Below are 14544 nucleotides of genomic sequence, written 5' to 3'. Positions count from 1 at the left end.
TCAATTACGGTTGTAAAATCGGTTCGGCCAGTATTACATCCTGTCGACTGCGGAGCAATGCCAAGGCGCCGGCTATGTCAGTATCCGGCTTGCCGGTGGCGATTTTGACCGTGTAAGCGCCGACACTGTTCGGTCCGTCTACCCGCACTCCGCCAATTTGGCTAAGCGCGGCGTCTATGTCTTTATTCGCCAAGTTCTTGGCAAACACTACCCGTAACTGACCGGTCGGGCCGGCGTCCGTTTTGGCTGCGGAGAGTGTGAAATAGTCTGTGGTATCGGCCGGGCGCAGGTATTGCATTGCGGCCGGTAGCGCGACCAATAACAGTGATGCGGCAATAGCCAAGCCTTTTCCGGTATTGCTGGCGATTCGCCAAAGTCCGTGACGAGCGGCGAATAGCTTTACATTTACCCCACTCAGCTTTACGCGGGGGCTGTTGGCCTGTTTGGTACGCGGGATTTGACTGGCTGTTTGCATTTTGGCGCGCAGACCGGCGAAAGAAGCTTCAGCGGCTACGTCCAGATCGGCCGCTTGTTGCACGGCCGCAGCGAGTTTATGTAAGGTCTGTAATTCGCGCCGACAGACCAGGCAGTATTTTAAATGTTGGTCTACCTGCTGCCGTTCATTTGTTGACAGGCTTTGATTGACGTACCAGGGCAATAACAACACGATGTCCGAGTGGGAGTTAGTGGGTGAGGAAATCTGTGGATTCATGGCCTTATTTCTCCTGTGCGTCGGCAAAAACCTGCAGTTTCCTGCGGGCATGAAACATACGGGTTTTTACAGTATTTTCCGGGCAATCCAGGATTCTGGCGACATCCTGATAAGACAAGCCGTGGTAAAAGGTTAGTTCGATGACGGCGCGCTGGTCCGGCGGTAATGTGGCCAACGCATAGTTTAACCAATCTTCGTTTTCCCAATTATTCGCAGGATTTGCAGTCGGATCGCCTATGGTTTCGGTCAAGTCTTCGATATCGACATCGTTGTTACGTCGGGCACTTTTGGCCATGGCTTTCAGGGTTTTGTGATACGCAATGCCGAATACCCAGGTGGATATTTTGCTTTCATGATTGAAGCCCTGGGGTTTTTCCCAAACCACCAGCAAGGTTTCCTGTATTAGTTCCTCGACAGCTTCGGGCTGGCGCGTCATGCGCAAGATGAAACGAAACAACCTTGGATAGTAGTTTTTGTAGAAAGCTTCGAACGCGGCGGTATCGCCTGCGCCGATACGTTGCAGCAAGGCGTACTCGTCCGGGCCGATTTGGGGCTGTTCGGGCATGGGTGGTCGGTGTAGGTTAGGTACTAAACGCAGCATGGCTCAAACCTGGGTTCCTGTGATTTTAGCTTGGTGTGCGAGTGTATTCCGTGGCGAAGCCGGAAGGTTCAAAGGCGGGAAATTTTATTTAAAAGCCGGCGGTCACGGAGATTAAAAACTTGTTGTCCTGTAAGCGTGGATAAAACTCGTGGTGATGGATGTCTTCGTGATGATCGTCCAGATGGACGTCAGCGTAGCGTAAGTCTAGCGCCAGATTGGCGGTGATGAACCAAGACACGCCGGCGTTCCAGTAAAAATAATCCTCATCCAATAGTTTGTTGGCTTGGTAATAGCCCAATCCCGTTGAAAATTGCAGATTGTCGAGGATGTCGCGGCGATATTTGAGCTCGTAATTCAGTACCGTTGCCTCACGCCGATAGGCATTAGGTGCAACGGACACCGTTCCGCTGAGCCAGTCTTGATAGTGCAGGGATGCGTAAAATTCGGCGTAATCGGCATACTTTCCAAAAATCTTACCGTCGAACAGGTAGCCGGTTACCGATAATTCAGTACGCCAGTCGTGATTTAACGGCAGGCTCCATCCCAGATAGGGTTTGATTTCCACATCGGCGTAATTTTTATAGCTGCGGTCGTCAAAGCTGACTTGCGAAACGCCCACACCGCCGAACCAACCCATGGGGTCTTGATAATCGATATGCGCTTGCGCTAAAGGATTGCCGCGATTCTTGGAGTAGCCCCGGTGCAAGTAATCGCTGAGAAAAGTGAGCTCGCCATGCCATTCAGCTTGGGCGTAAGGTAAAACCGAGGGTACGCCTAAAACCCCTAAGAAGAGTGCAAACAAGCCTTTGCGGAAGATTTTATCTGAGTCCATGGATGGGTAGTTTGAGATTTATGTGGGTATTGTCGGCGATTGACTGTCAGTATAGAACTACCCTTTTGTGCATTATTTCCTAGTTGGATTGAACCTTCAACAAACTTGAGGGATGTGGCGTTAATTTATCAATTTATTTAAAAAACTGAGGATGGCGGCAACCATACCAGTTAGTAACATGCAAGTATTGGCGTATGGGGGTTTTAATTAATAGCAGCAGCAGGCCTATCGAATAAAGACACCATACGGCAGCCCATTCGTTCATGTTGTCGGTCGTCAAGTATGCCAGCAGCGGACCGGTTGTAAAATGATACAGCACCAGTTTCCATGAGCCGTAGAGCAAGGGCATCAGAAAGGCAGCGTATACGTAACTGTTAGCCATTTGAATGCTGCCGCTGGCCGGTATGGCCCAGGCGATATGCCATTGTCCGGATGTTGAACAAATCTCCGTGCCGCAAAATGGCATTAGGAATTTGAGCTTAGTGCCGGGTAAAAACTGATAGTAGTGGTCAAAGCAAAAACTGCTCCATTGAAATGGATAAATCCGCATCATGAATACAGTGGCCGCGGCAAAGCAGAGTGCGTAGACAAATGGTGCAATACGTTTTCGTAAGGCTTCCGGGATAAAATGCATGGTGACCGCGTTGACGAAAAACGGTTGAAATGCGATGTGCATATACCCCAAAAAGGTAGCAACCTGATTGTTCGGATTAAGGCATTGGTCTATCACCGAATAGGTATACGCCTGTAGTAATTCCATTAGCGAGAAATAGGCCAATGCCAGGCATAAGACCTTGGATTCGCCGCGTCGATAAAAAAAAGCAGTACTCGCAAAGCCGGTTACGGCAAGCGCGGCTGATGCCTCGCCACTCCAACACATAATTCCTCCTGGGAACTAAAAATCTAGGATCGGGCAAACTGCGATCCAGTGTCGGAGTTTGAAAAGTCTATAAAGAGTAACGCCTGGCGGATGCCGAGGGGCTTTAAGGCTCTGTAATGCCGACTTTTGCCTAGTTTTAGGCTTGGTCGTGAAGAGGCTGCCTTGGTGCGGTTAAACCTAAGGCGTGATCGCGAGAAGAAAATGACGCAAATTTTGCAGTCGATACGTGGTGATTCCGGGATAGCTTTGCAGAATCGTTAGCTATTTTAATGGCTTGTTGAATTTTTATGACAAAAATTTTCCGGGAACTGATGATGCCGGCACACACCGGAGTTGCTTTGGGTGATTGAGCGCGTGTCGGTTGGTTCAGGCTTTCCGAATTGGACGTGCTGGTCAGTCGGCGGAGATGGGTTGCCGCATCAGCAATCAGACAAACGGGCTTCGGAAATACCTTGTTTCGGCGTTTCCGCGCACTCGGGCGCCTAGGAAAGTCAAAAGTTTGGACCCGTGCTTTCCCGACGCTGGCAACTCCTGAGCGAGCAATAATTATGCTTCCTCGGTAGTTACTGCGTCGATTGCTTCGGGCTGCTTTCGGCGTTCTGCTTTTAATTTACTTGCTTGTTCAGCATCTGCTTTTGTTACTTGGCCGGCCGGCATTCCTTGCAAGTCCACTCTGACTGCATCTTCCGTTAGGCAATCCCAGTAACGATGTCCCCAACACCATGCCTTGAGCGCGGTACGGAGTTGGTTTTTATCTGTACCGAGTTGATCGGCATGCGCCAGGATGTCTTTGTGGATACCAATTTTTAAGGGCAGTTTGGCAGCGGGTTTTTTTGGAAATGCCAAGGGGAATTTCTTTTGAAGCAAGCCGATAATGGCGACTAACGCATCAGCTTTGCCGGTCTTCTTGATAGGTGATTTCTCCACTATCTTTTTTTGGCCTTGTACCGACTTATTGGCAGCCGCTTGCTTGACAAGTTCATCTCTGAGCGATGCTAGTTCTTCAAATCCCATAATGTATCCACACTTTTATCAAGGAATAAAAAACAGATTGTACATCGGGAAACATCAAGCCAATAGTGCAATCGAATTTCGGTGTTCCAATCTAATAATTTCTCAGATAAATAATATAACGGTACGCACTTTATTTGGTGCTGTCTGGATCTTCCAGAGTGCCAAGGTAAGCGTTGGCGTACTGCTTATCCGAGTTGTTGTTTTATATTTTGTGGTAATTTGCGCTCAATGGGCTGCCGCATGGCGGTTGCTGAGTAAAATTTTTATCGACAGGACAGCGCTTTATCATGATTGAGAACGATATATCCGCAGTAAAGACGTATTTGCTGACGTTGCAAGATCGAATTTGTAATGCTTTGGAGGCGGAAGAACCCAGCGCGCACTTCATTGAAGATGCTTGGGAACGCGTCGAAGGCGGCGGAGGGCGTTCGCGGGTGTTGGCGAATGGTGAGGTGTTTGAGCAAGGCGGCGTTAATTTTTCGCACGTGTTTGGCAGTAATCTACCGCCATCGGCAACCGCTAAACGGCGAGAGCTGGCCAACCGGCAATTCGAAGCGATGGGCGTGTCCTTAGTGATGCATCCTCGCAACCCTTATGTACCGACCTCGCACGCCAATGTGCGGTTTTTTATCGCCAAAAAAGACGGTGAGCCGTCTATCTGGTGGTTTGGCGGCGGTTTCGATTTGACGCCGTTTTATCCATTCCGTGACGACGTATTGCATTGGCATAAAGTTGCGCGTGAAGCTTGTCTGCCGTTTGGCGAGGATGTGTATCCACGTTATAAAAAATGGTGCGACGAGTATTTCTTTTTGAAACACCGCAACGAAACCCGTGGCGTAGGCGGTTTGTTTTTCGACGATTTGAATGAGCCCGATTTTCTCCAAGCTTTTACGTTTATGCAGAGCGTCGGCGATCACTACTTAGATGCGTATTTGCCCATCGTGCAAAAGCGTAAAGACACCGTCTATGGTGACCGGGAGCGTAATTTCCAGTTGTATCGGCGTGGGCGTTATGTCGAGTTTAATTTGGTTTACGACCGGGGGACGTTATTCGGGCTGCAATCGGGCGGCAGGACTGAATCCATTTTGATGTCCATGCCTCCGGTCGCGCATTGGCAATACAATTGGCAGCCTGAACCGGGTAGTCCGGAGGCCGAGTTGTACGACACATTTTTACGCCCGCAAAACTGGCTGGGAATTTAGAGTTGTGGAAATCGGCTAGTCACTCTGTGCGGGTATCTGTTGCAAAACTGGCTCGCAAGGTTTTGTTTTCAGTCAAGCGTGTTTGGTCTTTTTTTTGGATAGTTTGCTAAAGTTCACAAAATTTCTGCCGCTAAAAGAAACGGCATGGTGATAACCGCCGATACAGGAATCGATTGGAGTATGTCGGTCCCGTGCTTAATTTTGGTTATTAACCATTTGTTTTTTATGCAGCGTCAAGGTGAATCTAATGACTACGATCAATTCATTGACAACATCATTGTATGTATCGCAAACCACCATCAGCATATCCAGTACCAAAAGTACTTATAACGATGAGGACAAAGAGCGTCCGGCGGTAAGCGGAAGAGGGGAGAAACGCGGACATCATCACGGTGGTGGCGCGTTTATGCAAAACGTCGTGAAAACTTTGCAAAGTTTTGGATTGAATATTCCTGGTAGTAACAACGGCTCATCAGATGATAGTGCTGATAATGATGAGGACAGTGGTCAAAATAGCTCATCCAATCTCGGGCAGTTGTTGCAAAGCTTTTTGCAGGATTTACGGCAGGTATTGAAGCAAAACGGGGTGCAGCAACCCGCTTCCGCGGCGCAAGGTGATTCAATTGCTGGGCAAACACCGCCAAAGCAGGTTTCGCCGACTACAACTAATGCGACGCCTGTAACAACAAGCACTGCACAAGCTCCGGCCGCAACACCTGAAGCCAGCGTCCAGAATAACGCTGGTACGCCAGCAACTACGACAACTGCACCGGCAACGACAACGACGACATCTACGGCTACAACCGCTACGTCCGTGCCACGCGCAACTGTCGCCGATGTGCGCCAGGCGTTGCATAGCTTCTTACACGATTTGCGTCAGGCTTTGAAATACAGCGCTGATCGTCGTCACGGCTCCGACGATGACGGTCAGCATGGCGACAAAGCGGTAGGTCGAAATGGCTACGGTAAATTCACCGATAATTTGCAAAACTTGATCACGGCTTTGAGTGACGCTAATGGTGCAACTGGCGGTAAATACAAAGAATTGCAAGATAGTTTTAATGATCTAGTAAATCTGCTGGGCGCTCCGGCGAATGGTAAAAAGCCGACTTTGTTGGAGTTCTTAAACAAGTTGTCCGGTAACCGTGAGAGCAATTCGCCAGCCCCCGGCGCCGCGGGTTCCATCTTAACTGCAACGGCTTGAACCAGGGTCGCCGTAGAAAAAGCTTGCATAAGTTGTTTAGATCGTTATAATGCGCGGCTCGAACGATAGACTTTAGGCGCGTAGCTCAGCTGGTTAGAGCACCACCTTGACATGGTGGGGGTCGGTGGTTCGAGTCCACTCGCGCCTACCAAAACATAAAGCACCGCATGACGGTGCTTTTTTTATTGTGGAATCGAAAATGCCTGTAATAACTTTGCCTGACGGCTCTCAGCGTCAATTCGACCAAGCGGTGTCTGTAATAGATGTGGCCCTGTCTATCGGTACGGGTTTAGCTAAGGCGACGTTGGCCGGCAAGGTCAATGGCAAATTAGTTGATGCCAGTACGCTGATCGATTCCGATGCAAGTTTGCAAATAGTCACAGCCAAGGATGAGGAGGGCGTTGATGTAATCCGCCACTCCACAGCGCATTTGCTGGCGCAGGCCGTTAAACAACTATTCCCCACTGCACAGGTAACGATAGGGCCGGTCATCGAAAACGGTTTCTATTACGACTTTGCCTTTGAGCGTTCTTTTACGCCTGAGGATTTGGCTGCCATCGAAAAGAAAATGGCGGAGTTGGCTGCTCAAGACATTGCCATTAGCCGTTCGCTGTTGTCGCGCGACGAGGCTGTAAAATTTTTTGAGGGTTTGGGCGAGAAATACAAAGCCGAAATTATTGCCTCGATCCCGGCAAATGAAGATTTGTCTTTATACCAACAAGGCGAGTTCACCGATTTATGCCGTGGCCCACATGTGCCTAGCACCGGCAAATTAAAAGCCTTTAAATTGATGAAAATTGCCGGGGCTTATTGGCGTGGCGATTCTAAAAACGAAATGCTGCAACGCATTTACGGAACCGCCTGGGGCGATGCTAAGGAATTAGCCGCTTATCTGCATCGTCTGGAAGAAGCAGAAAAGCGCGATCACCGTAAGATAGGTAAAGCGCTAGACTTGTTTCATACCCAGGAAGAAGCGCCGGGTATGGTGTTTTGGCACGACAAAGGCTGGACTATTTATCAGCAGATCGAACAATACGTGCGCGAGAAATTGCGCGTGAATGGTTACGGCGAAGTTAAAACCCCGCAAATTGTTGATCGCACCTTGTGGGAAAAGTCAGGGCACTGGGATAAATTCAGTGCCATGATGTTTACCACGCATTCGGAAAGCCGTGATTACGCGGTCAAACCGATGAACTGTCCTTGTCATATTCAGATTTATAACCAAGGTATCAAAAGTTATCGGGATTTGCCGGTGCGCTTGGCCGAATTCGGCTCCTGCCACCGCAACGAGCCATCCGGTACTTTGCACGGTTTGATGCGGGTCAGAAACTTTGTGCAGGACGATGCGCATATCTTCTGCACCGAAGATCAGATTCAATCCGAAGTCGCCACTTTTATCGATCTGTTATTTGAGGTTTATAAGGATTTCGGTTTTGAAGAAGTGATTATCAAGCTGTCGACCCGTCCGGAAAATAGAGTAGGCGATGACTCTGTCTGGGATAAAGCTGAAAATGCCTTGGAATTGGCGTTGAACACTAAAGGCCTGGATTGGCAGTTACAGCCGGGCGAAGGCGCCTTTTATGGCCCTAAAATTGAATTCTCCTTAAAAGATTGTATAGGTCGAGTCTGGCAATGCGGTACTATACAGGTTGATTTCTCGATGCCGGAAAGATTGGATGCCTCTTACATAGGCGAAGATAGCGCCAGACACGTGCCGGTGATGTTGCATCGGGCGATTCTGGGTTCCTTGGAGCGTTTCATAGGGATTTTGATCGAGCAATTTGCCGGGACCTTTCCGTTATGGTTGGCGCCGGTGCAGTTAGTGGTGTTAAATATCACAGACCGTCATGCCGATTATGCCGAGCAGGTGCGGCGAGAACTTGAAAAACAAGGTCTTAGAGTCAAAATTGACTTGAGAAACGAGAAGATAGGCTTTAAAATCCGCGAGCATTCCATGCAGCGAGTGCCGTATCTTTTGATTATCGGCGACAAGGAATTAGACACTCGGACTGTCAGTGTACGCACACAGCAGGGCGAGGATCTAGGAAGTCTGTCAATTGGCGAACTTGGCGAACGCTTGAGAAACCAGATTGCGGATCGAAAATAATAACAACTTGGAGGATTAGGGTATCAGCTCTAAAAAAGATGCAACGCGCTTAAATACCGAGATTACCGCCAGGCGGGTTCGGGTAGTAGGCGCTGAAGGTGAACAAGTCGGGGTTGTTTCAATAAATGAAGCGTTACAGCTCGCCTACGATGCAAACATGGATCTGGTCGAAATATCGCCCAATGCGGATCCTCCGGTTTGCAAAGTCATGGACTTTGGCAAATATCAGTTTGAGTTAAACAAAAAACTGCAAGCCGCCAAGAAAAAGCAAAAACAAATCCAGATCAAGGAAATCAAGTTTAGGCCCGGTACCGAAGAAGGCGATTACCAGGTCAAACTACGCAGCTTGATAAAATTTCTAAGCGAAGGCGACAAAACCAAGATCACTGTACGTTTTAAAGGCCGGGAGCTGACTCATCGCGAGTTGGGCATGGACTTATTGAAACGCATCGAAACCGATCTGGAAGAGATGGCTATCGTCGAGCAGTTTCCCAAGTTGGAAGGCCGACAAATGGTCATGGTGATGGGCCCTAAGAAAAAGAAATAGCTCAAACACAAGGTTTTAGCCGTTTTTTAAAACGGCAACGCGATTCAGGAACGAATCGGCTAGCGGATACTTTCGTGTCCGGAAATTCAATGGGGCCAAGCATTTTGCCTCACTGGGTTTTATCTCAGGGACTTTACTTTTAATCATTGGAGAAAACAAATGCCAAAAATGAAAAGCCATAGTGGTGCCGGCAAGCGCTTCAAGAAAATCGGAAGCGGCGGTTTTAAATGCAAACAATCGCATAAGCGTCATATTCTGACCAAAAAAACCACCAAACGTAAAAGACAACTGCGTAAAACAGCCATTCTTCATCCGTCGGATACGCCATTGGTTGCGCGTATGCTGCCGTACAGTTGATTTATCATTGATATTGAAGAGAGTAGAACATGGCTAGAGTTAAACGCGGCGTCACCGCTAGAGCAAGACACAAAAAGATTTTAAAACTGGCAAAAGGTTACTACGGTGCCCGTAGCCGGGTTTACCGCGTCGCCAAGCAGGCGGTCATCAAGGCCGGTCAGTATGCTTACCGTGACCGTAAACAGAAAAAACGCCAATTCCGCGCTCTGTGGATTGTGCGTATCAACGCTGCCGCGCGTTTGTACGGTATTTCCTATAGCCGTTTGATTAACGGTTTGACCAAAGCCAATGTGGCGATTGATCGCAAAGTATTGGCTGACTTAGCTGTTCGTGACATCGACGCTTTCGGCGCGATTGCGAAAGTGGCCATAGCAAACCAAAGCAAACCGTAAGGAATACATTAAGCTGTTCACCAGAACGGCTTAATCGCTCGACTCCCCGTTTTTGGCGGGGAGTTCTCCGCCGCATCTCTTTGGCGGGGACCTATCGTTTTGGAATTTCCCTCAATTGCAGACAAAAGTGAGCTGAGTTGTGTCGGCTAGTATCGAAGATATTGTTAAGCAGGCATTACAAGAGCTTGCAAGTGCAACAGACCTTAGTCAACTGGATCAGGTCAGAGTCAATTATCTAGGCAAAAAAGGCTTGTTTACTCAGCAGATGAAAGAGCTGGGTAGTCTGGATCCCGAACAGCGCCGCAGTGCCGGTCAAGTTATCAACGATGCCAAAAATACCTTTCAAGAAGCCTTAGAAACGCGGAAAGCGACTTTGGAAAGCGATGAATTGGCTGCTCGTTTGGCGAAAGAATGTATCGATGTTACCTTGCCGGGTCGTGGCCAAACCGTATCCGGTTTGCATCCTGTCACGATTACCTTACGGCGGATTGCCAAAATTTTTGCCGATGCTGGCTTTAATATCGTCGAAGGTCCTGAAATAGAAGACGATTACCATAACTTCGGCGCTTTGAATATTCCTGAGCATCATCCGGCGCGGGCGATGCACGACACCTTTTATTTCGATGCTCACACGGTACTGAGAACCCATACGTCGCCGGTACAGATTCGGGTGATGGAGTCCGAGAAGCCGCCCTTGAAAATTATCGCGCCGGGCCGGGTGTACCGTTGCGACTCGGACATGACACATTCACCTATGTTCCATCAGGTCGAAGGCTTTTTGGTCGATACTGATGTGAGCTTTGGCGACCTGAAAGGCGTCATTTTTGAGTTTTTGCGCGCCTTCTTCGAAAAAGAGGTGAACGTGCGCTTTCGTCCTTCCTATTTTCCATTCACAGAGCCTTCCGCCGAATTCGATGTGTCCTGTGTAATGTGCGACGGCAAAGGTTGTCGTGTCTGCAAACAAACGGGCTGGCTGGAAGTCGGCGGTTGCGGCATGATACATCCGGAAGTATTTAAATCAGTCGGCATAGATAATCAAGTTTATTCGGGTTTCGCCTTCGGAACCGGAGTCGAACGTCTGGCGATGATGAAATACGGCATTAACGATCTAAGGATGTTTTTCGATAACGATCTGAAATTTTTACAACAGTTTAGGTAACGGTGGATAGTAGTTATGCAAGTCAGTGAAGCCTGGTTAAGAGAACTGGTCAATCCGCCTGTTGCCACCGCTGAATTAGTCGCGCAATTGACCATGGCCGGTCTGGAAGTCGATGCCTTGACGCCTGTTGCAGCCGAATTTTCCGGTGTGGTAGTTGGCGAAGTGCTCTCCACCATTCAACATCCAAACGCCGATAAACTTAGGGTTTGCCAGGTCAACATCGGCCAGGCCGACCCACTGCAAATCGTTTGCGGCGCCAGCAATGTCAGGCCCGGATTGAAAATCCCGGCAGCATTGATTGGTGCGGTATTGCCCGGCAATTTCAAAATAAAAGAATCTAAACTGCGTGGCGAATTGTCGTTCGGTATGCTGTGCTCGGAAAAAGAGCTGGGTTTGGCGGTTAGTTCGGAAGGCTTGATGGAGTTGCCGGCGGATGCGCCGGTGGGTATTGATATCCGCGACTATTTAATGCTGAACGACAACGTAATCGAGTTGGGGTTAACGCCTAATCGCGCAGATTGTCTCAGTGTTGAAGGTGTTGCCAGGGAAGTGGCGGTGCTAAACAATCTGTCTTTCCAAGCCCCAGAGTTCGCCGCTATCGAGCCGCAGCATCAACAAACCTTGGAAGTTAAGGTTGAAGCGACGGAAGCGTGCCCGGTTTATCTGGGACGTTTGATCAAAAATATCAATCCTGCGGCGGTCACGCCATTGTGGATGCAGGAACGTCTGCGTCGTTGCGGTATTAGAAGTTTGAGTCCGGTTGTCGATGTCACCAATTATGTGTTGATCGAACTGGGGCAGCCGCTGCATGCCTTCGATGCCGATAAACTGAGCGCGCCTATCGTGGTCAGACGTAGTCGGGTAGGCGAGTCCATGGCTTTGTTGAACGATCAAACCATAGAACTGGATGGTGACGCCTTGGTCATTGCCGATCAGCAGCAGGCCTTGGCTTTGGCCGGCGTGATGGGTGGTAAGGATAGCGCGGTATTTGGTGAAACACGCGACATCTTCCTGGAGTGCGCGTTTTTTACGCCAATCGATGTCGCCGGTAAGGCGCGTCAATTTGGCTTGCATACCGATTCATCGCATCGCTTTGAACGTGGCGTGGACTTTAATTTGCAGCGCCGCGCCATGGAACGTGCGACGCAATTGATCATGGAGATTGCCGGTGGCAGTCCCGGTCCTGTTCAAGAATCGATTGTGGCCGCGGCGCTACCGGCTAGAGCGCCGGTCAAATTGCGCAGCCAGCGCATTACCAAAGTATTGGGTATTCAATTCGGCGACGATGAAGTACATAAGTTGTTCGAAGGTTTGGGTATGCAGGTTCAAGTAGTCGAGAACGGTTGGGAAATTATCCCGCCAGGCTTTCGTTTCGATATTGCCATAGAGGAAGATTTGCTGGAAGAAATCGGCAGAATCTACGGCTATAACAATTTGCCCAGCAGCAACTTGTTAATGCGTGCCGAACTTGGTAAGGCGCCCGAGGCGCAGTTGTCGTTAGCCCGGTTACAGGATTGTCTTGTTGATCGCGGTTATCAGGAGGCGATTACTTACAGCTTTGTTGATGAAGCGATGCAAAATGCCGTCGCGCCGGGCGAAGAATTTATCCGAATTCAGAACCCGATATCTTCCGAGTTAGCCGTGATGCGTACTACGCTCTGGTGTGGTTTGTTGAATGCTGCTTTGTATAACATAAACCGTCAACAGAACAGAGTGCGCTTGTTTGAAGCCGGCTTGCGGTTTTTCTATCAAGACGGACAAATTCAACAGCGGAAAATGTTATCCGGCCTGGCCTTGGGAACGGTTAACGTCGAACAGTGGGGCGAAAAATCCAGAAAACTGGATTTCTTCGACATGAAAGCTGATGTCGAAGCTTTATTCGGTTTGGCGGGCGTTAGTGCTGATTTCGTTGCGTTTCAACACTCGGCGTTACATCCCGGACAAACCGCTCAAATTAAAAACCAACGCGGCGAAATCATAGGCTTATTGGGGATGCTACACCCGACGCTGGAGAAGCAATTGGGTTTTGATAGTCCGGTATACTTGTTCGAGTTGGAGCAGGACGCAGTATTGGAACGCAACGTACCTATATTTAGCGCGTTATCTAAATTCCCTTCGGTGCGCCGCGATATGGCTTTGTTGGTGGAGGAGGCCGTATCGGCTGCTGCAATTACCAGGGTTATTGAAGAGTGTCGCGAGACGGCGATACGCGAAATATCGATCTTCGATATTTATCGCGGACCAGGTGTGGCCGAAGGTTACAAAAGTGTCGCGTTAGCTTTAGTCTTGCAGGATTTTGCACAAACTCTTACCGACACTGAAATTGATGCTATATTTCGCCAAGTGCTGGACACTTTAGCGGCTAAACTGAATGCAAAATTGAGGGAGTGATTGTGGCATTAACCAAAGCAGATATTGCAGAAAAATTATTTGAAGACCTCGGTTTAAATAAGCGAGAAGCTAAAGAAATCGTAGAGTTGTTTTTCGACGAAATTAAGAAAAGTCTGGAGAGTGGCGAGCAAGTAAAAATTTCCGGCTTCGGTAAATTCGAGTTGCGTGACAAAAGCGGTCGTCCAGGTAGGAATCCAAAAACCGGTGAAGAGATTCCTATTACTCCGCGGCGTGTAGTGACCTTCAGAACAGGGCAAAAACTGAAAGCTCGAGTAGAAGCGTATGCTGGAACCCAGTAATAACAACGAACTACCGGTTATTCCGGCCAAGCGATATTTTACGATTGGTGAAGTTAGCGACCTCTGCGCAGTAAAACCCCACGTATTGCGTTATTGGGAACAAGAGTTCACAGAACTTAGTCCGGTCAAACGCCGAGGAAATCGCCGTTATTATCAGCGCCATGACGTGCTGTTGATTCGACAAATTCGCGCTTTGTTATACGAGCAAGGATACACGATAGGTGGCGCGCGTGCTCATCTCGCGAGTGGTAGCGCCAAGGAAGACAGTTTGCGCACCAAGCAGCTAATTCATCAAATGATAGGTGAATTGGAAGATATTTTGGAGCTACTGAAATAGCGTTTCGCGAATAATATGATATTATGCGCGGCTTGCTCTACTAAGTTAGAGTAGGTATTTAGAGATAGACTTCGGGGCGTAGCGCAGCCTGGTAGCGCACTTGTCTGGGGGACAAGGGGTCGTGGGTTCGAATCCCGCCGTCCCGACCAATAGTTTGTTTATAGTAGTCCATAGAAGTACACAAACCCGCGAGCTGTCTAGCTTGGCGGGTTTTTTATTGTCCACTGTAGTCCACAGAAAACCACCTGAAGCGACGAAAATATGCAGTAACAATTACAGTAACAGCAAAAATTTCGTGTTACTGCGTCGTAAGTTACTGCAAATCTCTCTAGCTAGCGTCCTGTCTAACTTCCTTAACTTTCCTCAACTTCTTAAGTTTGCTGAAAACATCTTCTAAATTTTGCGAATCAAGCGAGCAAAATTCGTATTTTTGGATTTGAATTTGGCTCTGTATATCGCAGTATTTAAGAGTAAATTGCAGTAACTTCTTGCAATTCAAGTAGCCTGGAT

General features: G+C 48.7%; 15 protein-coding genes and 2 tRNA genes. 12 read left to right on the top strand and 5 right to left on the bottom strand.

Annotated features, from left to right (window positions below):
• Nucleotides 1-4: 4 nt before the first annotated feature.
• The 5 genes from NP589_RS14225 to NP589_RS14205 form a co-directional block, all read right to left on the bottom strand.
• On the bottom strand, nt 5-712 hold the full coding sequence (locus tag NP589_RS14225; protein ID WP_256607578.1) for an anti-sigma factor family protein: 708 nt from the start codon (nt 710-712) through the stop codon (nt 5-7).
• Nucleotides 713-716: 4 nt separating this feature from the next.
• Nucleotides 717-1277: an RNA polymerase sigma factor gene (locus NP589_RS14220; RefSeq protein WP_256607577.1), complete on the bottom strand. Its 561-nt coding sequence runs from the start codon at nt 1275-1277 to the stop codon at nt 717-719.
• A gap of 124 nt (nt 1278-1401) precedes the next feature.
• Nucleotides 1402-2145 carry a TorF family putative porin gene (locus NP589_RS14215; RefSeq protein ID WP_256607576.1) on the bottom strand — a complete coding sequence of 248 codons (744 nt, stop codon included), beginning with the start codon at nt 2143-2145 and terminating at the stop codon, nt 1402-1404.
• Between the two features lie 133 nt (nt 2146-2278).
• Complete coding sequence (locus NP589_RS14210) at nt 2279-3025, bottom strand: DUF5765 domain-containing protein (RefSeq protein WP_256607575.1); 747 nt, start codon at nt 3023-3025, stop codon at nt 2279-2281.
• A gap of 546 nt (nt 3026-3571) precedes the next feature.
• A complete protein-coding gene (locus tag NP589_RS14205; RefSeq protein WP_256607574.1) occupies nt 3572-4039 on the bottom strand; it encodes a ProQ/FinO family protein in 468 nt (155 codons plus the stop codon).
• A 287-nt stretch (nt 4040-4326) separates the two neighbouring features.
• On the opposite strand from NP589_RS14205, the gene hemF reads away from it, so the two are divergent.
• The 12 genes from hemF (at nt 4327) to NP589_RS14145 (ending at nt 14183) form a co-directional block, all read left to right on the top strand.
• Entirely contained in the window at nt 4327-5241 is a 915-nt protein-coding gene (gene hemF, locus NP589_RS14200) for an oxygen-dependent coproporphyrinogen oxidase (RefSeq protein ID WP_256607573.1), read from the top strand.
• Nucleotides 5242-5488: 247 nt separating this feature from the next.
• On the top strand, nt 5489-6445 hold the full coding sequence (locus NP589_RS14195; RefSeq protein ID WP_256607572.1) for a hypothetical protein: 957 nt from the start codon (nt 5489-5491) through the stop codon (nt 6443-6445).
• A gap of 74 nt (nt 6446-6519) precedes the next feature.
• A tRNA-Val gene (locus NP589_RS14190) sits at nt 6520-6596 on the top strand.
• 48 nt (nt 6597-6644) lie between these two features.
• Nucleotides 6645-8552 (top strand): threonine--tRNA ligase, encoded by a 1908-nt coding sequence (thrS, locus tag NP589_RS14185; protein WP_256607571.1) that lies wholly within the window; start codon nt 6645-6647, stop codon nt 8550-8552.
• 22 nt (nt 8553-8574) lie between these two features.
• The gene (gene infC / locus NP589_RS14180; protein ID WP_082879515.1) at nt 8575-9099 is read left to right on the top strand and encodes a translation initiation factor IF-3; all 525 of its coding nucleotides are present in this window, start codon (nt 8575-8577) and stop codon (nt 9097-9099) included.
• 159 nt (nt 9100-9258) lie between these two features.
• Nucleotides 9259-9456, top strand: coding sequence for a 50S ribosomal protein L35 (gene rpmI, locus NP589_RS14175; RefSeq protein WP_020481987.1), 198 nt, complete (start codon nt 9259-9261; stop codon nt 9454-9456).
• Between the two features lie 29 nt (nt 9457-9485).
• A complete protein-coding gene (gene rplT / locus NP589_RS14170) occupies nt 9486-9848 on the top strand; it encodes a 50S ribosomal protein L20 (protein ID WP_256607570.1) in 363 nt (120 codons plus the stop codon).
• 139 nt (nt 9849-9987) lie between these two features.
• Complete coding sequence (gene pheS, locus NP589_RS14165; protein WP_256607569.1) at nt 9988-11007, top strand: phenylalanine--tRNA ligase subunit alpha; 1020 nt, start codon at nt 9988-9990, stop codon at nt 11005-11007.
• A gap of 15 nt (nt 11008-11022) precedes the next feature.
• Entirely contained in the window at nt 11023-13398 is a 2376-nt protein-coding gene (gene pheT / locus NP589_RS14160; RefSeq protein ID WP_256607568.1) for a phenylalanine--tRNA ligase subunit beta, read from the top strand.
• A gap of 2 nt (nt 13399-13400) precedes the next feature.
• On the top strand, nt 13401-13697 hold the full coding sequence (gene ihfA, locus NP589_RS14155) for an integration host factor subunit alpha (protein WP_026146839.1): 297 nt from the start codon (nt 13401-13403) through the stop codon (nt 13695-13697).
• Nucleotides 13681-14034 carry a MerR family transcriptional regulator gene (locus tag NP589_RS14150; protein WP_020481982.1) on the top strand — a complete coding sequence of 118 codons (354 nt, stop codon included), beginning with the start codon at nt 13681-13683 and terminating at the stop codon, nt 14032-14034. Before ihfA ends, NP589_RS14150 begins: the two co-directional genes overlap by 17 nt.
• Nucleotides 14035-14106: 72 nt before the next feature.
• Nucleotides 14107-14183: transfer RNA gene (locus tag NP589_RS14145), tRNA-Pro, on the top strand.
• Nucleotides 14184-14544 lie beyond the last annotated feature (361 nt).

Source organism: Methylomonas rosea, assembly GCF_024505055.1.
Taxonomy (GTDB): Bacteria; Pseudomonadota; Gammaproteobacteria; order Methylococcales; family Methylomonadaceae; genus Methylomonas; species Methylomonas rosea.
This window is presented reverse-complemented; position numbering and strand designations above follow the sequence as displayed.